Consider the following 20,628-nt stretch of genomic DNA (forward strand, 5'->3'; position numbering starts at 1 on the left):
TACCTAATCATGAACGGAACGATCTCTCAATACCCCATCAACAAGTCAAATGTCTAGATCTCATTAAAGTTTAGATGTCAGCCATGCGATTCCATCGAGGATGTCACGTTCGCTGACAACGACTTCGTCGAATCCGTACCGCTGCAGGACGCGGTCGAGAATGAGGGCACCCGCGCCGATGACGTCCACCCGGCCGGGATGCATGACCCCTATGGCCGCGCGTTCCTCGTGGGTCATCCCCAGCAGTCGACGGGAAATCTCATGCGCCCGATTTGCCGGAATTCGCGAGTGGTGAATTTTATCCGGGTCATATTCCGGCAGGTCAAGCGCTATTCCCGCGACGGTCGTCACCGAGCCCGCGAGACCCACCAGCGTCAGCGCCCGCTCTACCGGAACCTTCTCCGCGACCCGGTCGAGCGCGTCGTCGATGTCGGAGGTGATGGCCTCGACCACCTCGGGGGACGGCGGCGCCGTCGAGCCACGCAGGTGCCGCTCGGTCAGCCTGACGCAGCCGATGTCCACCGAGATCGCCTCCTCGGCGTGCGTCGAACCGAGCACGAACTCGGTCGAGCCACCGCCGATGTCGAACACGAGGTAGGGCGGCCTGGTTCCCTCCGGGGTCGGCAGGCCGGTCTCCGGCGAGAGCCGTACCAGGTCACGGGTGGCCCCGGTGAAGGACAGCTCGGCCTCCTCGGCTCCGGTGATCACCTCGGGCTCGACGCCGAAGATCTCCCTGACACCGTCGACGAAGTCCTGGCGGTTGGCGGCGTCCCTGGTCGCGCTGGTGGCGACGACCCGCACCGCCGAGGCGCCGTGCCGTTCGATGAGCCCGGCGTAACCGCGCATCGCGGCGAAGGTGCGTTCGAGCGCCTCCGGGGCCAGCCTGCCGGTCCTGTCGACGCCCTGTCCCAGCCTGACGATCTCCATCTGACGCTCGACGTCGGTCAGGACGCCCCCGTCGATGTCGGCGATGAGCAGGCGGACGGAGTTGGTGCCACAGTCGATCGCGGCGACACGGGTCACATGGTCTCCTCGTTGGTTGTCGTGTCTGAAGACTGGGTTTCCCCGGCGCAGCAGGGGCCGTCCGCCCACCACTCGCCGAGCGCGTCCAGCGCCTCGCGGCCGAACGGGTTGGTCCCCGGCGCCGCCAGTTCGTGCCCGACCAGGGCGTGCAGGCACTTGACCCTGACCGGCATGCCCCCGGTGCTCTGCATGTCCCTGGGCAGCGGCTCGATGCCCAGCTCGGCCGCGGCCTTGTCGCGGCGCGCGACGTAGTCGTCGTGCGCGGCCTGGTAGGCCCGGGCCAGCTCGGAGTCCTCGGCCAGCCTGGCCTGCATGTCCCGCATCATCCCCGAGGTTTCGAGCCTGCCGATGGCCGAGGCCGCCCTGGGGCAGGTCAGGTAGAACAGCGTCGGGAACGGCGAGCCGTCGGGCAGCCTGGGAGCCGTCTCGACCACGTCCGGCAGTCCGCACGGACAGCGGTGCGCGACCGCCCGCAGACCCCGTGGGGTCCGGCCGAGCTGCCGCTCCACAGCCGCGACGTCGCGGTCGTCAACCATCTGTGACACCCCCTGAAAGACGACATCCAGGGTATCGGGGTCATCCGCCGGTCCCGGCCACCTTCGCACCGGTTCCCGAGTCCGCCGCCTCGACCGACTCCCAGAGCGTCTGGTACCACGGCGACGTCACGGCCTTCTTCCCCCCGGCCGGGATGCTTCCGCCCTGCCCCTGGCTCTGGCCCTGCCGCTCCCGCATGACGACGTAGCACTTGCGGCCCGGGTCGCAGTAGAAGAGCCGCTCCCTGCCCTGCCGCTTGATGTAGCCGGGGTCGAAGTGCTGGCGGTAGCGGTCCTCCTGCTCCTTGATCTCGGCCAGTTCCCTGGCCCGTTGCTGTTCGAGCTGGGCGATGTAGCGCCGCTGCGCGACGTACTCCCTGATCGGGTAGGCGAGGCTCATGGCGATCGCGCACACCACGATCGCGAGGACCGCGGCCCGTCCCGTCAACTGCGGCCGTCTCGCCACCCGCGCCTCCCCGTCCCCGCTCGCTTCGCCCGCCTCGCCGTACGGCCGGGCCCTGAGCGCCCGCCGTATGGCTCGCGCCCGAGCAAATCGGGCGCAAGCCATACAGGCGAAACTACCGCTGGAAGCGCGGGAAAGCGGCGCGACCCGCGTAGCGGGCGGCGTCGTCGAGCAGTTCCTCGATGCGCAGCAGCTGGTTGTACTTGGCCACGCGGTCGGAGCGGGCCGGGGCGCCGGTCTTGATCTGACCGCAGTTGGTGGCCACGGCGAGGTCGGCGATCGTGGTGTCCTCGGTCTCGCCGGAACGGTGGCTCATCATGCAGCGGTAGCCGCTGCGGTGCGCCAGGTCGACCGCCTCGAAGGTCTCCGTCAGGGTGCCGATCTGGTTGACCTTGACCAGCAGGGCGTTGGCGGTGCCCTCGGCGATGCCCCGGCCGAGCCGCTCGGGGTTGGTCACGAACAGGTCGTCACCGACGATCTGGATCTTGTCGCCGAGCGCCTTGGTGATGGCCTTCCAGCCCTCCCAGTCCTCCTCGTTCAGCGGGTCCTCGATGGAGACCAGCGGGTAGTTGGCGACCAGGTCCTCGTAGAAGGCCACCAGTTCGGCGGAGGAGAGGCCCTTGCCGTCGATGGTGTAGACGCCGTCGGAGTGGAACTCCGAGGCCGCGACGTCGAGCGCGAGGGCGACGTCCTCACCGGGCACGTAACCCGCCCGCTCGATGGCGACCAGGATCAGGTCGAGCGCGTCACGGTTGGAGGGCAGGTTGGGCGCGAAACCGCCCTCGTCGCCGAGCCCGGTGGCGTAGCCCTTCTCCTTGAGCACGGCCTTGAGCGCCTGGTAGACCTCGGTGCCCATTCGCACGGCCTCACGGAACGACTCGGCTCCGATCGGCGCGATCATGAACTCCTGGATGTCGACGTTGGTGTCGGCGTGCGCGCCACCGTTGAGGATGTTCATCATCGGCACGGGCAGCACGTGCGCGTTCGGGCCACCGAGGTAACGGAACAGCGGCAGCTCCGCGCTCTCGGCCGCCGCCTTCGCCACGGCGAGGGAGACACCGAGGATCGCGTTCGCGCCGAGACGGCTCTTGTTCGGCGTGCCGTCGAGGTCGATCATCACCTGGTCGATGCTGCGCTGCTCGGCCGCGTCGAACCCGAGAATCTCGTCGGCGATCTCGTCGGTCACCCCGAGCACGGCCTTCTCGACGCCCTTGCCGCCGTAGCGGTTGTCGCCGTCACGCAGCTCGACGGCCTCGAACTGACCGGTCGAGGCGCCGCTCGGCACCGCTGCGCGCCCCTCGCTGCCGTCGTCGAGCAAGATGTCGACCTCAACCGTCGGGTTGCCCCTGGAGTCAAGGATCTCGCGGGCGGTGACACCCTCGATGGAAGCCACGAAGCGCTCCTAAAGTCGCAGGACAGATTGCCGCAGAAGCCTATCGAGGCCTACCTCCCAGTACGGTGGGCGGCTTCCCCCTTCGAATTCCGGATGTGCTCAAATCAGAACCATGAGCCAAGCCACGGCACTCGACCGGGTCCGTGAACTGCTGGACCCCACCCTGCTCGGCCTGGCGGGACGGGACGCCACGGCCGGCGGCTACCTGGACCTGCTCGGCGCGGAGCCCGCCGGATCGCCCGTCCAGTGGCTGATGCGTTCGGGATTCCTGCCGGGAATCTACGAGCGGGTCTGGCGCCCGGCGGTCCTCGGGGCGATGAAGGGCCCCTTCGGGCCGGGCACCCGCCAGGAGCTGGCGCTGGTCGGCAGGATGCTCGAACTCGGACCCGGCGACCGGGTGCTGGACGTCGCCTGCGGGCCGGGCAACGTGACCCGGGCGCTGGCGGACGGCGTCGGCCCCGCGGGCCTGGCCGTCGGCCTGGACGCCTCGGCGTCGATGCTCGCCCGCGCGGTGCGCGACACCCGGGCGCGTGACCTCGGCAACGTCGGCTACGTCCGGGGTGACGCCGCCGGCCTGCCGTTCCTGCCCGGCTGCTTCGACGCGGTCTCCTGCCTGGCGGCGCTCTACCTGTTCGAACACCCCTTCGAGGCTCTCGCCGGGATGGCCAGGGTCCTCAGGCCGGGCGGCAGGATCGCCGTCATGACGACCAGGCGGGTGCCGTACGGCGGGCCGCTCAACGCCCTCGTCGGCGTGGCCTCGGGGGTGCGCCTGTTCGGGGACGAGGAGGTGGTCGAGGCCCTGAACAGGCTCGGCTTCTCCGGCCTGCGCCACCGCGCCTACGGCCTCGTCCAGTTCGTCAACGGCCGTCTGGTCTGACCCGGTTCAGGCCTCCCCGGTCTCCCCCGCCTCCCAGGCGCGGACCCGGTCGCGGTAGCGGCGGGCGGTGGCGCGCAGTTCGGCCTCGGGGTCGAGACCGGCCTCGTGCGCCCGCCGTACGAGGGCGAACAGGCGCGCTCCCAGGTCGTCTCCGGCGGCCTCGGGATCGACGAGCAGGCCGTCCGGTGCGCCGACCCGCCCCGCGCGCCGGATGAGCTGCGCCGCCAGGGAGAGAGCGGGCTGGCCCATCGGGACCCCGTCGAGGACGGACCCGGCGTCGCCGTCGTTCTTGGCCGCGCGCTCGGCGGCCTTGATGGCCTCCCAGTTGTCGCCGACCTGCTCGGCGCCGGTGACCTTGACGTCCGCGAACACGTGCGGGTGGCGGCGGACGAGCTTGGCGACGATCCCGTCGGCCACGTCGTCGATGTCGAACCCGCCCTCCCCCGCGGAGCGCTCACGGGCGAGCCTTGCGTGGAAGGCCACCTGGAGGAGCAGGTCGCCGAGTTCCTCACGCAGCGCGGCGTGGTCGCCCTCCTCGATGGTCTCCAGCACCTCGTAGGCCTCCTCAAGGAGGTACGGCGCCAGCGACTCGTGGGTCTGTTTGGCGTCCCACGGGCAGTTCGTCCTGAGACGGTCCATCACCTCGACCAGGTCGAGCAGCCGCCCGCCCGGCAGGTCGTACGACCCCGGCACCACCTCGATCACCGGCGGGTCGTCGAGGGCGAGCGCCGCGTGCCCGACCGCGCGCATCAACGCCTCGTCGGCCCCGAGCCAGACCACGGTCCCGTCACGGGCCTCGCGCACCAGGGCCGCCGGATCGGGCTCGACGACCTCGACGGTGACGCCGGCCTCCTCCAGATGGGGCAGGTGCGGATGTCCGGCGGAGCCGGTGCGCACCGGCCCCTCCCTCAGGACCTGCCACGCGTGGTGGCTGAGCAGCCCGGGGGCGACCCTGGGCGAGGTGGTGACGACGATCAGGGGCATGCCCCCGAGACTACTGGGCCCGTGCGGCGGGAGGGATCGCGCCGAAACGGCCCGCGTCCACGAACAGTTGCGGAGACTGCTCGCTGCGGTTGTCGTTCAGCACGCCGTAACGCGGGCTCCAGGTGACCTTGACGGCCTGCAGGTCCTTGATCGCCTGGGCCTGGCCCCGCTGGAGCGCCTCCTGGTCGGCGCCGCCGCCGTACTTGGCCATGAGCTTGGTGAGCATCAGACCGGCCTTGGTGAACTCGCGCGAGTGCGACGGCGCGACGGCCTGCTGGAGCATCCGCTGCTCGTGCTGGGCCTCGCCACCGGAGGCGGCGACCACCTGGTCGATCTCGGCCTCGGTGACCGTGATGCCCTGCCGCTCGGCCGCCTTGGTGTACTGCTTGGCGGTGGCCAGCTGGAACAGCACCACCTGCGGGACGCTGCCGGGGAACTGCAGGTCAGCGGGGGAGACGTTGGCCTTGGCGAGGGCCTCCTCGTACTCCTTGACGCTGCTGTCCAGCTCGCCGGTGCTGATCCGCTCACCGCCGACGATGGCGGCGGTGCCTGCCTGCCCCGGAGAGCAGGCGGTCAGCGCGGCTCCTGCGGCGGCGACCGCCAGGATGACGCGCAGTCGAGTCGACTTCACTTGCGATCCCTTCACGACAGACGCCGTTTACTTTACCGGCTGGTTCTCAAGGAACATCGCCTGGACCAGGTCACCGCACCACCTGAGCAGGTCCAGGTCGCGCAGCGGCTGGCCGCCGAGCGGCCTGGTCTTCGGCACGGGTACGAGCAACGTACCGGCCGCCTGCTTCAGCAGTGCCTTCGGGTACAGCCTCTGCAGCCTGACCTGCTGGGAGTCCCTCAGGTCCACGGGGGCGAAGCGGATGTTCTGCCCCTGGAGGGTGACGTCGGTCAGCCCCGCCGTACGGGCCCGGATCCTGAAGCGGGCGACCTCAAGGAGGTTCTCGACCGGCTGGGGCGGCCTGCCGTACCGGTCGAGGAGCTCGTCACGGACCGCGGCGACCTGCTCGTCGGACTCGACGGCGGCGATGCGCTTGTAGGCCTCCAGGCGCAGTCGCTCGGAGGTCACGTAGTCGTGCGGGATGTGCGCGTCGATCGGCAGCTCGACCTTGACGTCGGCGCGTTCCTGGGTGACGGGGGCGCCGGACAGCTTGGCCTTCTGCTCCTGGACGGCCTCGGCCATCATCCGCACGTACAGGTCGAAGCCGACTCCCGCGATGAACCCGGACTGCTCGGCACCGAGGATGTTGCCCGCGCCCCGGATCTCCAGGTCCTTCATCGCCACGTACATGCCCGCGCCCATCTCGGTGTGCTGGGAGATGGTGGCCAGGCGCTCGTGGGCGGTCTCGGTGAGCGGCTTCTCCGGCGGGTACAGGAAGTAGGCGTAGCCGCGCTCACGGCCACGCCCGACCCTGCCACGCAACTGGTGGAGCTGGGACAGGCCGTAGTTGTCGGCCCGGTCGACGATCAGCGTGTTGGCGTTGGGCACGTCCAGGCCCGACTCGACGATCGTGGTCGAGACGAGCACGTCGAACTCGCGCTCCCAGAAGCCCACCATGATCCGTTCGAGCTGGTGCTCCTGCATCTGGCCGTGCGCGACGGCGATCCTGGCCTCGGGAACCAGTTCGTGCAGCATGGCCGCGACCTTGTTGATGCTGGAGACCCGGTTGTGCACGAAGAACACCTGGCCGTCGCGCATCAGCTCGCGCCGGATGGCGGCGGCGATCTGCTTGTCGTCGTACGGCCCGACGAAGGTGAGGATCGGGTGCCGCTCCTCCGGCGGGGTGAGGATCGTCGACATCTCCCGGATGCCGGTGAGGCCCATCTCCAGTGTGCGCGGGATCGGCGTCGCGGACATGGCCAGCACGTCGACCTGGGTCCGCAGGTGCTTCATGGCCTCCTTGTGCTCGACGCCGAAGCGCTGCTCCTCGTCGATGATGATCAGGCCGAGCTCCTTGAACCTGATCTCCGGGGAGAAGAGCCTGTGGGTGCCGATCACCACGTCGACGGAGCCCTCGCGCAGTCCCTCCATCGTCGCCTTGGCCTCGGCGTCCGTCTGGAAGCGCGAGAGCGGCCTGACGTTCAGCGGGAATCCGGAGAAACGCTCGGTGAAGGTCGACAGGTGCTGCTGGACCAGCAACGTCGTGGGCACGAGCACCGCGACCTGCTTGCCGTCCTGGACCGCCTTGAACGCCGCCCGCACCGCGATCTCGGTCTTGCCGTAGCCGACGTCGCCGCAGATCAGCCTGTCCATCGGGACGGCCCGCTCCATGTCGCGCTTGACCTCGTCGATGGCCTCCAGCTGGTCGCCGGTCTCGGCGTAGGGGAAGGCGTCCTCCATCTCCCGCTGCCAGGGGGTGTCGGTCCCGAAGGCGTGCCCGGGTGAGGCCATCCTGGCGGAGTAGAGGCGGATCAGCTCCCCGGCGATCTCCTTGACCGCCTTCTTGGCCTTGGTCTTCGCCTTGGCCCAGTCGGCGCCGCCCATCCGGTTGAGCGTGGGGGCCTCTCCGCCGACGTAGCGGGTGACCTCGTCGAGCTGGTCGGTCGGCACGTAGAGGCGGTCACCCTTGGCGTACTCGATCACGAGATACTCGCGGGTCGCGCCCTGCACGGTCCGCTGCGCCATCTCGACGTAGCGTCCGACGCCGTGCTGCTCGTGCACCACGTGGTCGCCGACCTTGAGCTGGAGCGGATCGACCATGTTGCGCCGCTTGGAGGGCAGCCTGCGCATGTCCTTGGTCGAGGCCTTCTGCCCAACCAGGTCCAGATGCGTCAGCACGGCCAGCCCCGGCGCGACGAAACCGTGCTCGACCAGGCCGGTCGTGACGTGCACGACCTTGGGGTCGGGGGCCGTGTCGAGCCCGGCCTCAAGACGGGCGGGCAGGTCCACGCCCTTGAGCAGCTCGACCATGCGTTCGGCGGGGCCGTGGCCCTCGCTGAGCAGCACGACGGCCCTGTCCTCCTCAAGCCAGCCCTTGATGTCGCCGAGCGCCCGCTGGGTGTCGCCCCGGTAGCTCTCCGCCTCCTTGGCGGGCAGGAGCAGCCCGTCGCCCAGGTCGTCGCCGCCGAACGGCGCGATCGACCACCAGGGCTGGCCCAGCTCCCGCGCGTGGTCGCGGACCTCCTCAAGGCTGCGGAAGGCCGCCGCCCCGAGGTCGATGGGCGCCTCGCCGCCCGAGGCGGCGTTGATCCACGACGCCTCAAGGAACTCCTGGCTGGTGCGCACCAGTTCCTCCGCCCGTCCCCTGATGCGCTCGGGGTCGCAGACGAACACCGCGGCGCGCGCGGGCAGGTGGTCAACCAGCAGGTCCATCTCCCCGGCGAGCACGGGCGCGAACGCCTCCATGCCCTCGACGGCGACCCCCTCGGCCAGCTGCCCGAGGATCTCGGTCAGCGCCGGGTGCTCCTCGGCCAGCAGCCGTGCCCGCTCCCTGACCTCCTCGGTCAGCAGCAGCTCCCGGCAGGGGGCCGCGAACAGGCCGCCCTCGGCCACCTCAAGGGAGCGCTGGTCGGCGACCTTGAACCAGCGGATCTCCTCGACGGTGTCGCCCCAGAACTCAAGGCGCAGCGGGTGCTCCTCGGTGGGCGGGAAGACGTCGAGCAGCCCGCCCCTGACCGCGACCTCGCCGCGCTTCTCCACCATGTCGACCCGGCTGTAGCCGTTCTCGACGAGCTGGGCGACGACGGCGTCGAGGTCGGCGTCCTGACCGGCGCGCAGCCGTACCGGGCGCAGGTCGCCCAGGCCCCGCACGATCGGCTGGAGCACGGCCCTGACCGGGGCGACGATCACCCGCAGCGGCCCGGCGGCGGCGTCGCCCGCGACGGGGTGCGCCAGCCTGCGCAGTACGGCCAGCCGCTGCCCGACCGTGTCGCTGCGCGGTGAGAGGCGCTCGTGCGGCAGGGTCTCCCAGGCGGGGAAGACCGCGACCGAGTCACCGTCGATGAGGCTGGTCAGCGCCGCGGCGAGGTCCTCGGCCTCGCGGCCGGTCGCGGTCACCGCGAGAACGGTCCGCGCGCCGTCCTCGGCCCCGTCCCTGGACAGCGCGGCCACGGTGAACGGCCGCAGCGCGGGCGGCGCGATCAGCGAGACGTCGGAGAGGTCGCCCCCGCGCACGTCACGGAGGACGGAGGCCAGCTTCGGCTCTCCAGCGACAAGGTCAAGTAGTCCGGAAAGGCTCATCAGATTCGCCCACAGCCCCACGACGGCAACACGGCAGGCCCCGGGCCGGGTCCGGCACGGGGCTCTCCCAGGCTACCGGTGTTCGCCCACGGTGTTCCGGCCCGCCGTCCGCCCGGTGGGCACGTGGGGCCCCTGGGGCGGGGACCGCAATCGTCACCGTCGGGCGATGGCCAATGCGCGACTATCGGTGCGCAATTGACTACTGTCGGTTGCATGTCTGAGGTACGGTCGGTCGTCTCGCGGGACGACATATTCAGCAGGCGGATTCGTGAGCAGGCGGCGGGGCAGCCCGGCAGACGGCTGGACATCCTGGTCGCCGGGTGCGGATGGCCGGAGCCGCTCGACCTCGAAGGGGTCCAGGCGCGGGTCACCGGGATCGACGAGGACCTGCCCGCGCTGCGGGTGAGCGCGGGGGCCCGCAAGGACCTCGACGCGCTGGCGCTGGGAGATCTGCGCTCGGTGCCTGTGCCGCCCCGCGCGTTCGACGTCCTGCACGTACCGTTCCTGCTCGAACGGATCGAGCACCCGGAGCTGGTGCTCGACCGGCTGCTCGCCGGGTTGCGCCCGGGCGGCCTGGTGCTGCTGCGGATGCGCGACCGCGCCTCGGCCTACGGCACGTGCGAACGGCTGCTGCCCAACGTGCTACGGCGGCTGCTGTGGCCGAAGCTGGCCCCCGAGGGCGCGGTCGGCCCGCTGCGCCCCTTCTACGGCGAGATCACCTCGCGCGAGGGGATGCACTCCTACTGCCTGACACGCGGCCTGATGGTGACCGACGACGTGTCGGCCACGAGCGGCCCGGCGCTGAGCGGGTCGAAGCACGCCCTGGTCAAGCTCGTCTGCTCCATGGTCGAGACCGTCTCCCGGGGGCGGCGGCCCGCCTCGCACGACGAGATCACCATGGTCGTCCGCAAGCCGCAGAACCACTTCGCCCGGTTGATATGAGCCGGAGGGGTTGGTGTGGGACAACTGGAGTAGGTAAGGTGATGAAATCCGACTAAGTTGATCGGGATTGTGGAGCAAATGACGGCCCCTTTCGAGTGGACCCCCGACGCCCATGAGCTGGCCGACCTGGAGCTGCTGCTCTCCGGTGCCTTCCAGCCTCTGACGGGCTTCATGAGCTCGGCCGACGCGCACTCCGTCGACGGGCGCGGCGTCCTGACGGACGGCACGAGCTGGCCCGCGCCGGTCACGTTCGCGCTGCCCGACGACCACCCGGCCGCCCCCGGCGACCGGGTCACGCTGCGCGACCCCGAGGGCGCCGCGCTGGCCGTGCTCACCGTCACCGACCGGCACGACGGCCTCGTCGCCGGTCCGGTCGAGGCGCTCGACGCCCCGGAGCACGGCCCCTTCGCCAGGTTGCGCCTCACCCCGGCGGAGATCCGCAAGGAGCTGGGTGAGCGGCCCGCGCTCGCGGTCACCATGCGCGGCCCGCTGGACGACCTCGGCGAGATCGAGGCGACCGCGCGGGAGCTGGGCGCCGTGGTGCTGCTGCTGCCGCTGGCGTTCGGTGAGAACGGCCCCGCGGTGGTCCGCGCGGCGCTGAAGGCGCGTGAGAGGCTCGGCGAGGATGCCCTCCTGGCCGTGGTGCCCCTGGCCCGCAGAGACGACCCCAGCATCGATCTGGAGCTGCGTGAGCGTGTCGCGGAGGCCTACGGCGCCACCGAGCACCTGGCGGGCCCCGAGCCGGTGACGCTGCCCGGCCCGCCGCACCGGCGCGGCCTGGTGGTCTTCCTCACCGGCCTGTCCGGCTCAGGGAAGTCCACCGTGGCCAGGGGTCTGCGGGACGCGCTGCTCGAACGCGGCGGCCGTACGGTCACCTATCTGGACGGGGACGTGGTCAGGCGGCTGCTGTCCGCGGGGCTGACCTTCTCCAAGCAGGACCGCGACCTGAACATCCGCAGGATCGGGTTCGTCGCCGCGGAGGCGGCCAGGCACGGCGGGCTGGCGATCTGCGCGCCCATCGCGCCCTACGCCGCGACCCGCGAGGAGGTCAGGGAGATGGTCGAGGCGGTCGGCGCCGACTTCCTGCTGGTCCACGTGGCCACTCCGCTCGAAGAGTGCGAGCGCCGTGACCGCAAGGGGCTCTACGCCAAGGCGCGCGCGGGTCTCATCCCCGAGTTCACCGGGATCTCCGACCCCTACGAGGAGCCCGACGACGCCGACCTGGTCGTCGACACCACCTCGATCAGCGTGGACCAGGCGGTACGGCAGGTGCTCGACCCGTTGATCCGGGGAGGGTGGGTCCGTTGACCCCGGGGCCCGGGGCGCCGGGCCCCCGCAACGGGCGGCCCCGCGCCGCCCGCCACACAGTGACCCTGAATGACCCAGAGTGACCGAGAATGACCGAGAAATGGTGAGCGACCGATGGCCATCGACATCCCCCTGGCAGCCGGCTCCTTCATCGTCGCGATCATCGTCGGGCTGACCGGCATGGGCGGCGGCGCGTTGATGACGCCGATGATGTTGCTGTTCTTCAACGTCCCTCCCCTGGCCGCCGTCTCCAGCGACCTGGTCGCCTCCGCCGTCATGAAGCCGGTGGGCGGGGTCGTCCACATGCGGCGCGGGACGGTGAACCTGCGCCTGGTCGGCTGGCTGTGCGCGGGCTCGGTGCCCGCGGCCTTCTGCGGGGTCTTCGCCGCCAGGGCCTTCGGGGACGGCGAGCAGGTCCAGGAGGTGGTCAAGTACGCCCTGGGTGTTGCCCTGCTGCTGGCGGTCGTCGGGCTGGTCACCAAGGCCTGGATGTCACGTGACGACCAGGGGAAGGCCTCGGCGGAGCTGTCGTCCATCGTCGTGCGCCCTATTCCGACCTTACTGGTCGGTACGGTCGGAGGCTTGGTCGTCGGCATCTCGTCGGTCGGCTCGGGTTCGCTGATCATCGTGGCGCTGCTCGCGCTGTATCCGGCGCTGAAGGCCAACCAGCTCGTCGGCACCGACCTGGTCCAGGCCGTGCCGCTGGTCGCCTCGGCCGCCCTCGGCCACCTGCTGTTCGGCGACTTCCAGCTGTCCATCACCACCTCCCTGCTGGTCGGCTCGATCCCCGGTGTCTACATCGGCGCCAGGATCTCCGCCTGGGCACCGGGCGGCGTCATCCGCGCGCTGCTCGCGGTCGTGCTGCTCGCCTCGGCGCTCAAGCTCCTGGGCGTCGGCAACACGGCCCTGCTGTGGAGCGTCGGCGGGATGTCCGTCGTCGGCGCCGTGGCCTGGTCACTTCTGCGGAACCGCGGGGGCGCGCAGGTCGGGGTCGTGCGCGAGGCCGGAAAAGGCCTGTAGGGCCCCCGGGGTGGTGTCGAAGCGGGTGTCCCCCCTCGGGGCGTGCGGCGAGTCGAAGTAGACCAGCGCCTTGATCCGGGGGTAGTCGCGCACCTGCCGCCGTGCCCCGGCGAAAAACCTCTCCTTGAAGGCGGGGTCGCCCGGCCGCTCGAACACGCCCCACTCGGCGAGCATGACGGGCTTGCCCGGCAGGTGCGCGTTCATCCACCGGTAGGCCCCCGGCCAGCGGGCGAACCCCTCGCGGGTCCTGTCGACCAGGTCGCCGAAGTTCCGCACCCGCTCGTCGGCGTAGGGGTCCATCGCCACCCAGTCGACCACGTCGTCGCCGGGGTAGAGCCGGTCGAACCAGGGGCTCGCCCCCCAGTTGGGCGCGCCCATGTAGGTCATGACCGTGACCGCGTTGCGCACACCGTCCCCCCGCAGGCGCAGCACCACGTGCCGGAACATCGCGGCGTAGTCCTCGGCGGTCATACCCGAGCCCGGGCGCTGCCGTACGTCGTTCTCCGGCTCGTGATGGACGGTGAGGAAGAACCTCTCGGGGAAGCTCCCGGTGATGTGCGCGGCCAGCCGGTCGATGCGGGAGTCGATCGCGCCCTTGGCGATCTGCGCCCAGGTGTGGTCGAGGGACGGCTTCCAGTTGACCAGCAGGATTCTGCGGCCCTTCGGGTCACGGGCGATCCGGCGCTCCTGAGGGGTCGGGAACAGCTCGGTGCCCCGGTGGTAGAGGTGCACGATGTCGGCGCGGCGGCCCATGCGCCGTTCGGCGCGGGCGATCGCCCGCTGCGGGGGCCTGCCGGTGAAGATCTCCGGCGCGATCCCCCACCAGGCGCCGCAGGCGGGGACGAGCTTGGCGTCGACCGCGCAGGCGGACGGCCTCACGTCGGCCCGTGCCGGAGTGCTCCGCGGCCGGTCGCGGGAGGCGCCCTCGGAAGGAGCGCACGCCCCGGTTCCGAGCACCAGCGCCAGACCCGAAACGACGAACAACGCCTTCCGCGAAAAAAGCCGCATCGCGGCATCACACAAATACACCGTCAGAACCACCGTTTCCTCACGAACATTCCGACCATTCCGGTCATTCCGGTTTCTGGCTCCGCGGTCACCGCCGCGCCCCAAGCCTGCCACCGCGTGGACGTGCCACGTCACCGGCTTCGCGGTTCCCGAGCCGCCCCCGCATGGCAATCGCAAGGAAATATCGGATAAATGGTGTTTATTTTCTTTCGGCCGCGACGGCGCCCGCCACGAAAATCTTGTGTATCGGATCGAGAAAACAACAGGCGGACCTATAGTTCCTAGCGTTCGAAATCATCGAACCCTCATATCAAACCCCCTCGAAAAGGACTCGAAACATATGAGCCCTCCGCCGGACGCCTCGGTCCGCCGCTCCGGCGGAGACCTGACGGACTACGTGTCCTTCCTCCGCCGCCGCTGGCCGACCATCCTGTTCCTGCTCGCCGGTGGCGCGGGCGCGGGTGCCGTGCTGCTGTGCGTGATCCCCCCCTCCTACACCGCCTCGGCCCAGGTGCTGGTCACCCCGACGGGCCTGCAGGAGCAGACGAACCAGGTCACCAACCGGCAGCGCGAGGCGCTCAACCTCGACACCGAGGCCCAGGTCGCCCAGTCCGCCGTGGTCGCGAGAAAGGCCGGGCGCACGCTCGGCGGCACCCCGGGGCCGGTGGAGGTCTCCGTGCCCCCGAACACCTCGGTCCTGGACATCTCCTACACCGCCTCCGACCCGGCCGCCGCGGCGGCGGGAGCGGGCGCCTACGCCAGGGCCTACCTGGACAACCGGCGCGAGGCCGCGGCACGGGCGATGGACGCCCAGCTGGGGGCGCTCCAGTCCAAGCTGAAGCAGGTCAACGCGAGCCTGTCCGCCGTGGTCGCCTCGCTCCCCAGCCTGCCCAAAGGTACGGCGGAGCGGACCCTGGCCGCGCAGCGGCAGAACGTCCTCGGCCGCCAGGTCTACAACCTCACCGTGAAGTACGACGCGCTGCGGACGGTGGCCGTGACCCCCGGCACCGTGATCAGCGAGGCCGTCCCCCCGACCGCCCCCAGCCAGCCAAGCCCGCCCCTCTACCTCGGCAGCGGCCTGATGGCCGGGCTCCTGACCGGGGTCGGCCTCGCCTGGCTCCGCGACCGCCCTGCCAGGCAGAACGCGCCCGCGACCGGAGGGACGGGACCCGGCGCCGTCCTGCGGGCACGCCCCGAGGAGATCGAGAGACTGGCGGGCGAGGAGGGCGCGGTGCTGCTGGTCAGCGTCGCCGGGATCTCCCCACGCGGGATGGCGCGGGCCGTACGGCGACTCGGAAGGCAGGGCATGCCGGTGGTCGGCGGCCTCCTCACCCCCCCGCCTCCCCCGCAGCGAACGGTGGAGCGCCCCGCCCAGCAGATCCCGCCGCAACCCCCGCAGGACACACCGCGCCATACGCGCAGCGTCGCGTCGCGCCGTGACGAGGCCCCCGGCGACTGGCCCACCTCCTTCCCGGTGAGCCGCCCGACGCCCCGCGCCGCCGGCCGTGCCCCGGAGAGCGTCCCCGAGCCGGGCAGGTGGGTCGCCGGGGCCTCGATGCCCACCGTGCCGATCAGGACGTTGTCCCCGCCAGAGACGGCCTTCCCCCCGTGAGAGGCCTGGACCGGGCGGCCTGGCCGATCGCCGCGCTGCTCGTCGGCTACCCCGTCTGGTGGGCGCTCGGTTTCGGCGGCCTGTCGATCGTCGTACTGGCCCCGGCGATGGCGGCGGTGCTGTGGCGGCGACGGCCGATCAGGGTTCCCCGGGGGTTCGGCCTCTGGCTGATGCTGCTGGCCGGTTACCTCATCAGCGCGCTCATGCTGGGGGAGATGCCGCCGGGGACCTACGGCGACTTCGGTCTCGGGCGGGTGCTCGGCTACCTGATGCGCCTGGCCCTGTACGTCTCCCTGCTGATCATGGTCCTCTACCTGGGCAACCTGACCCAGCGGGAGCTCCCCCAGCTCACCCTGGTGCGCATGCTCGGCGCGCTGTTCGTCACGACCGTCGTGGGCGGCCTGCTCGGGGTTCTCGTCCCCGGCGCCGACCTCACCTCACCGGTCGAGATGGTGCTGCCCCACTGGATCGCCGACAACCCCTACGTGCACAACCTGATCCACCCGACCACGGCCCAGGTGCAGAAGGTCCTCGGCCACGCCTCCCCCCGCCCCGAGGCACCCTTCGAATGGGCCAACGCCTGGGGAAGCAACGTCTCGGTGCTGCTGGTCTGGTTCGTGGTCGGCTGGTGGACGTACGGCGGGCCGCGCAGACGCCTGGCCGTGGCCCCGCTGCTCGCGCTGTGCGCCGTCCCGGTCGTCTACTCCCTGAACCGGGGCCTGTGGATCGGCCTCGGGGTCGCGGCCGTCTACCTGCTGCTGCGCCTGGGTGCGCGGACCCGGATCATGGCCTGCTCGGCCATCGCCGCCGGGGCGCTGCTGCTGCTCCTGAGCCCGTTGCGCACCCTGGTCGCCGAGCGGCTGGACAACCCGCACAGCAACGACATCCGCGCCTTCACCGTCTCGGCGACCGTCGCCGCGGCGCGCACCTCGCCGATCATCGGCTACGGCAACACCAGGAACGCCATGGGCAACCACAACACGATCACCACCGGCAGGACCGACTGGTGCGAGGGGTGCGGCCATCCACCGCTGGGCAGCGACGGTCAGCTCTGGCACCTGATGATCACCCAGGGGTTCGTCGGGGCCGGGCTGTACGTGGCGTTCTTCGTCGGGGCGATCCGCCGCCACTGGCCCGACCGGAGCCCCGTCGGCCTGGCCGGGGTGCTGGTGATGATCCTGACCCTGCTCTACATGTTCGTCTACGACGGGCTGGTCACACCGCTCAGCCTGTATCTGATCTCTTTCGCGCTGCTCTGGAGGAACTCGATGACGAGTGGGGCCGCATGAACGACACCCGTGTCCGGCTGCGCTACCTCACCAGGACGGTCGGCCTGCTGTTCCCCTCGGAAGGCGAGCCCCGCCCCTACAGCCTGCTCCCCCACCGCACGCTTCCCCGCAGGCTGGCGCCCCGCGCGTGGTGGCACCCGGGAAGGAGGGTGCTGGTGCCCTCCGGGGACGACACCATCGAGACCTACCTGAGCCAGGCGCTCGGCACCCCGATCCGGGTCGTGCTGCACGTCCGTCCCCCCAGGCGCGCCAACCGCAAGCCGATCCTCGAAGCCCACGCGCGGGACGGGCTGGCCGCCTTCGTGAAGATCGGCGACACGCCCCGGGTCCGTGACCTCGTCACACACGAGGCGCGCACGCTCGCCATGCTCGCCGACATCCCCCTGAAGACCGTCGTCGCCCCGACCGTGCTCCACCACGGGACGTGGCGCGGCCTGTCCGTGCTCGCGCTGTCCCCCCTGCCCGTACGGCGGAACGCCCGAGCGACCCCCGTGCCCGGCCGTCTCCTCGTCGAGGCCGTCACCGAGATCGGCCACCTGCCCGTCCCGCACAGGCGGGGCTTCGCCTGGCACGGCGACTTCGCCCCCTGGAACATCGCACGCGCGGCGGACGGCAGGCTGCTGGTGTGGGACTGGGAACGGTTCGGCACCGGTGTCCCGTTCGGCTTCGACGCCGTCCACCACCTCTTCCACCGCCTGCTGCGCCGCAACGGCCCGGCGACGACCGCCAGGGCCTGCCTCGCCCAGGCCCTTCCTGCGCTGGCCCCCTTCGGGCTCTCCGCGGCCGAGGCCAAGCTGACGGTGATCCGCTACCTGATCGCGCTGGCTGACCGGCACGCGGCCGACGGCCACGCTCCTCTCGGCCCGCCGGAGCGCTGGCTCAACCCCACCGTCGACTTCCAGGAGCTCCTGTCGTGAAGCCCATGCTGAAACGTTCCGTGCACGCCGTCGCGCGGACCGCAGGCCGGTTCACCGCCGCAGGACGGGTGCTGCCCTCCTTCCTGATCGCCGGGGCGCAGCGCGCGGGCACCACCTCGCTCTACCGGGCGCTCTCCCAGCACCCGCTGATCCTCAAGCCCGGCCTCCACAAGGGGGTGCACTACTTCGACGTGGCCTATGACCGTGGCCTGTCGTGGTACCGGGCGCACTTCCCTCTGCACGCAGGAACCTCCAGGCTGACCCGCCGGTACGGCTGCCGCCCCCACGTCTTCGAGTCCTCCCCCTACTACCTGTTCCATCCGCTGGCCGCCTCCCGCATCGCCCGTGACCTGCCGGGTGTGAAGCTGATCGTCCTGGTGCGCGACCCGGTCGAGCGCGCCTTCTCCGCGCACGCCCACGAACTGGCCAGGGGGTTCGAGACGGAGCCCTCCTTCGCCAGGGCGGTCGAGCTTGAGGAGGAACGGCTCGCCGGAGCCACGGACGGGCTGTGCGCCGCGCCGTACTCGACGAGTCACGCGCACCGTCACCACGCCTACCTCGCCAGGGGCCGCTACGCCGAGCAGCTCGCCCGGTTCGAGCCGCTGATCGGCAGGGACCGGATACTCGTGATCGACAGCGGGCGGTTCTTCGGCGAACCCGAGATCGTCTACGACCGGGTGCTGGAGTTCCTGGGGCTGCCGCACATCGGCGATCCGGTCTTCGAACGGCACAACGCCCGTCCCCGGCCCGGTCCGATGCCCGATTCGTTGCGCCGTGAACTCACCGACCACTTCGAGGAGTGGGACGCCAAGCTGCCCCACTGGCTCGGCGCGTCCCCCTCGTGGCGCCGCTGATCTCCGCGGGCCTGGCCAGGCTGCCGCGCGTCGGAGGAGCGGCCAGGGACGGCCTGGCGGGACTCGTCGGCGCCGGAGTCGGAGCGGGCGCCCAGTTCCTGACGGTCGTGCTGGTCACCAGGGGCACCGACCGGCAGACGGCGGGTGCCTTCTTCACCGCGACCGCGCTGTGCCTGACCGTCGCGGGCGTCCTGCGGCTCGACGCGGGCAACGGACTCGTCCACGCCATCGCCGGGACCGGCGCCTGCGGTCACGACCGGGCGCGAGGGCAGGTCCGTGCGGCGCTGGCGCCGGTCGCGGCTCTCTCGGTGGCCGTGGGGACGGTCCTGTTCGCCTGCCTGTCCGACCCGGCTTTCCGGGTGCTGGCGGTCGCGTTGCCCGCCGTCGTGTGCGCGGACGTCCTGGTCTCCGCCACACGCGGCTTCGGGATGATGCTGCCGACCCTGCTGCTCGACGGTCTGCTCCAGCCCGTCGCCCAGCTCGTGCTCGTCTCCCTCGCCGTCGCCTCCGGAGTGCGGACGGTTCCGGTCCTGGTGGCCGCCTGGGCGTTGCCGTACGTCCCGGTGCTGTGCCTGGCGGCGCTCTGGCTGCGCGGACGGCTGCCCCACACGCCCTACGCCGGGCCGTACGCCCTGGAGACCGCGCGTGAGCTGTGGCGCCACACCTGGCCCAGGTCGGCCGCCGCCGCGATCCAGGCGGTGTTCCAGCGGCTGGACGTCATGGTCGTCGCGGTCCTCGCCGGGCCGGAGGAGGCCGCCGTCTACACCGCCGCCACCCGTTTCAAGGTGGTCGGCCAGCTCGTCAACCGGGGTCTGGCCCAGGCGGCGCAGCCCAGGCTGGTCGAGGCGCTCACCGCCGGGAACCTGGGCCGCGCCCGCGCGCTGTACCAGTCGGCGACGACGTGGCTGGTGGCGCTGACCTGGCCGCTCTGGCTGGGGTACGCCCTGTGCGCGCCGTGGCTGCTCGGCCTCCTCGGCGACGGGTACGCCTCGGGTGCCGCCGTGGCGCTGGTCCTCGCCGTGACGATGATGCTCGCCGGGGCCTGCGGCATGGTGGACGTGGTGCTGACCGCCGCCGGGTACACCCGCTCCAGTCTGGCCAACCTAGTCGCCGCGATCACGGTGACCACGGCCTGCGGGGTGTTCCTGACCCCCGCGTACGGCGCGGCGGGCGCGGCCCTCGCCTGGGCCTCGGGCACGCTGGTCAAGAATCTGCTGCCGCTGTGGCAGATCCACCGCCGCCTCGGCCTGCGCCCCTTCGGCGCCCACAGTCTGGGGGCGTTGCGGCCCTGGCGGCCCCGGTGACGGGCCGGGTTCCCGTGCTCGTCACGGGGCTGCCCAGGAGCGGCACGAGCTGGACGGGCAAGATGCTGGCGGCGGGCGGCGGCCTGGTCTACGTCAACGAGCCGCTCAACCCCCAGCACCCGCCCGGCCGCTGCCCCGGGGTGCTGAACGCCCACGTCACCCACCGTTTCCAGTACATCTGCCCGGACAACGAGGACCTCTGGCTGCCCGCCTTCACCGACACGGTCGCGCTGCGCTACCGGTTCCTGGCCGAGCTGCGGCGCAACCGCTCGCCGTACGACCTGGCACGGATGGCCAGGTACGGCGCGGCCTTCACGCTGGGGCGGCTGACCGGGCGGCGGGCGCTGCTCGACGACCCGTTCGCGTTGTTCTCCGCCGGGTGGTTCGCAGAGCGCCTCGGCTGCCAGGTGGTCGTGCTGCAACGTGACGCGGTGCCGTTCGTGGGCAGCTGGCAACGGCTCGGCTGGACCGTCTACTTCCACGAACTGCTCGAACAGCCGCTGCTCATCAGGGACCACCCCCACCTGGAGGCGCTGCGCGCGTTCGTCGGCTGCCAGGACCGCATCGCCAAGGCCGTCGCGCTGTGGCGGGCGGCCAGACGGGTCGTCACGACCCTGGCGGCCGGGCACCCGGGGATCACCCTGGTCCGCTACGAGGACCTCGCCGCCGCCCCCGAGGAGGGCTTCCGCGCCCTGTACGGCAGGCTGGGCCTGACCTGGTCGGCCCGCGCGCGCGAAAGGGTCCTCAGGGCGTGCACGGCGTCCACGGGGCCGGCGGGCGGCTTCGTGTGGCACGGCCTGTCCCGTACGGCCTACCGCCCCATGGACTCCCGGCTGGCCCTGGCCCACGCCGCGAACCGGCTGAACCCCGAGGAGACCCGCCGGGTCCTGGAGCTGGCCTCCGGCGGGTGAG

Annotated in this window: 18 protein-coding genes; 10 read left to right on the forward strand and 8 right to left on the reverse strand. The window is 71.4% G+C overall.

All coding sequences use genetic code 11. The annotated features are described in order from the left end of the window. Positions 1 to 63: 63 nt before the first annotated feature. The 4 genes from ABZ463_RS16530 to eno form a co-directional block, all read right to left on the reverse strand. Positions 64 to 1,023 (reverse strand): Ppx/GppA phosphatase family protein, encoded by a 960-nt coding sequence (locus ABZ463_RS16530; protein ID WP_352013890.1) that lies wholly within the window; start codon positions 1,021 to 1,023, stop codon positions 64 to 66. Continuing rightward, positions 1,020 to 1,559 carry a DUF501 domain-containing protein gene (locus ABZ463_RS16535; protein WP_362776775.1) on the reverse strand — a complete coding sequence of 180 codons (540 nt, stop codon included), beginning with the start codon at positions 1,557 to 1,559 and terminating at the stop codon, positions 1,020 to 1,022. Before ABZ463_RS16535 ends, ABZ463_RS16530 begins: the two co-directional genes overlap by 4 nt. Before the next feature lie 40 nt (positions 1,560 to 1,599). Continuing rightward, a complete protein-coding gene (locus ABZ463_RS16540; protein ID WP_352013892.1) occupies positions 1,600 to 2,022 on the reverse strand; it encodes a septum formation initiator family protein in 423 nt (140 codons plus the stop codon). A gap of 112 nt (positions 2,023 to 2,134) precedes the next feature. After that, positions 2,135 to 3,412 carry a phosphopyruvate hydratase gene (gene eno / locus ABZ463_RS16545; RefSeq protein ID WP_352013893.1) on the reverse strand — a complete coding sequence of 426 codons (1,278 nt, stop codon included), beginning with the start codon at positions 3,410 to 3,412 and terminating at the stop codon, positions 2,135 to 2,137. A 112-nt stretch (positions 3,413 to 3,524) separates the two neighbouring features. Between eno and ABZ463_RS16550 the strand changes: the two genes are divergently transcribed. Then, entirely contained in the window at positions 3,525 to 4,289 is a 765-nt protein-coding gene (locus tag ABZ463_RS16550) for a methyltransferase domain-containing protein (protein ID WP_362776778.1), read from the forward strand. 6 nt (positions 4,290 to 4,295) lie between these two features. Here the strand turns inward: ABZ463_RS16550 and ABZ463_RS16555 are convergent, their stop codons facing one another. The 3 genes from ABZ463_RS16555 to mfd are packed head-to-tail and all read right to left on the reverse strand — an operon-like array spanning position 4,296 to position 9,462. After that, positions 4,296 to 5,273: a MazG family protein gene (locus tag ABZ463_RS16555; RefSeq protein WP_362776780.1), complete on the reverse strand. Its 978-nt coding sequence runs from the start codon at positions 5,271 to 5,273 to the stop codon at positions 4,296 to 4,298. A gap of 10 nt (positions 5,274 to 5,283) precedes the next feature. Next, positions 5,284 to 5,904: a SurA N-terminal domain-containing protein gene (locus ABZ463_RS16560; protein WP_352013896.1), complete on the reverse strand. Its 621-nt coding sequence runs from the start codon at positions 5,902 to 5,904 to the stop codon at positions 5,284 to 5,286. Between the two features lie 27 nt (positions 5,905 to 5,931). After that, positions 5,932 to 9,462, reverse strand: coding sequence for a transcription-repair coupling factor (gene mfd / locus ABZ463_RS16565; protein ID WP_352013897.1), 3,531 nt, complete (start codon positions 9,460 to 9,462; stop codon positions 5,932 to 5,934). 213 nt (positions 9,463 to 9,675) lie between these two features. On the opposite strand from mfd, the gene ABZ463_RS16570 reads away from it, so the two are divergent. From ABZ463_RS16570 to ABZ463_RS16580, 3 genes are all read left to right on the forward strand, one after another. Then, positions 9,676 to 10,404, forward strand: coding sequence for a class I SAM-dependent methyltransferase (locus ABZ463_RS16570; RefSeq protein ID WP_362776784.1), 729 nt, complete (start codon positions 9,676 to 9,678; stop codon positions 10,402 to 10,404). 78 nt (positions 10,405 to 10,482) lie between these two features. After that, entirely contained in the window at positions 10,483 to 11,712 is a 1,230-nt protein-coding gene (gene cysC / locus ABZ463_RS16575) for an adenylyl-sulfate kinase (RefSeq protein ID WP_362776786.1), read from the forward strand. Between the two features lie 114 nt (positions 11,713 to 11,826). Beyond that, positions 11,827 to 12,732 carry a sulfite exporter TauE/SafE family protein gene (locus ABZ463_RS16580; RefSeq protein ID WP_362776789.1) on the forward strand — a complete coding sequence of 302 codons (906 nt, stop codon included), beginning with the start codon at positions 11,827 to 11,829 and terminating at the stop codon, positions 12,730 to 12,732. Here ABZ463_RS16580 and ABZ463_RS16585 read toward each other — a convergent pair. After that, a complete protein-coding gene (locus ABZ463_RS16585) occupies positions 12,667 to 13,740 on the reverse strand; it encodes a hypothetical protein (RefSeq protein WP_362776792.1) in 1,074 nt (357 codons plus the stop codon). The genes ABZ463_RS16580 and ABZ463_RS16585 overlap by 66 nt on opposite strands. Positions 13,741 to 14,080: 340 nt before the next feature. Between ABZ463_RS16585 and ABZ463_RS16590 the strand changes: the two genes are divergently transcribed. Genes ABZ463_RS16590 through ABZ463_RS16615 form a run of 6 tightly spaced genes read left to right on the forward strand, consistent with a single transcriptional unit; the run spans position 14,081 to position 20,627 of the window. Continuing rightward, positions 14,081 to 15,352, forward strand: a complete 1,272-nt coding sequence (locus ABZ463_RS16590; RefSeq protein ID WP_352013902.1) for a Wzz/FepE/Etk N-terminal domain-containing protein — start codon at positions 14,081 to 14,083, stop codon at positions 15,350 to 15,352. Next, positions 15,349 to 16,641 (forward strand): hypothetical protein, encoded by a 1,293-nt coding sequence (locus ABZ463_RS16595; RefSeq protein WP_352013903.1) that lies wholly within the window; start codon positions 15,349 to 15,351, stop codon positions 16,639 to 16,641. The genes ABZ463_RS16590 and ABZ463_RS16595 overlap by 4 nt, the downstream gene beginning before the upstream one ends. Beyond that, positions 16,638 to 17,558 (forward strand): hypothetical protein, encoded by a 921-nt coding sequence (locus ABZ463_RS16600; protein WP_352013904.1) that lies wholly within the window; start codon positions 16,638 to 16,640, stop codon positions 17,556 to 17,558. Before ABZ463_RS16595 ends, ABZ463_RS16600 begins: the two co-directional genes overlap by 4 nt. Before the next feature lie 5 nt (positions 17,559 to 17,563). Further along, the gene (locus ABZ463_RS16605) at positions 17,564 to 18,412 is read left to right on the forward strand and encodes a sulfotransferase (protein WP_362776796.1); all 849 of its coding nucleotides are present in this window, start codon (positions 17,564 to 17,566) and stop codon (positions 18,410 to 18,412) included. Then, on the forward strand, positions 18,400 to 19,716 hold the full coding sequence (locus ABZ463_RS16610) for a lipopolysaccharide biosynthesis protein (protein ID WP_362776799.1): 1,317 nt from the start codon (positions 18,400 to 18,402) through the stop codon (positions 19,714 to 19,716). Before ABZ463_RS16605 ends, ABZ463_RS16610 begins: the two co-directional genes overlap by 13 nt. Beyond that, complete coding sequence (locus tag ABZ463_RS16615; RefSeq protein ID WP_352013907.1) at positions 19,713 to 20,627, forward strand: sulfotransferase; 915 nt, start codon at positions 19,713 to 19,715, stop codon at positions 20,625 to 20,627. The genes ABZ463_RS16610 and ABZ463_RS16615 overlap by 4 nt, the downstream gene beginning before the upstream one ends. The last annotated feature ends 1 nt before the right edge of the window (position 20,628 follow it).

This window comes from Streptosporangium sp. NPDC020145 (assembly GCF_040631275.1).
Lineage (GTDB): Bacteria > Actinomycetota > Actinomycetes > Streptosporangiales > Streptosporangiaceae > Streptosporangium.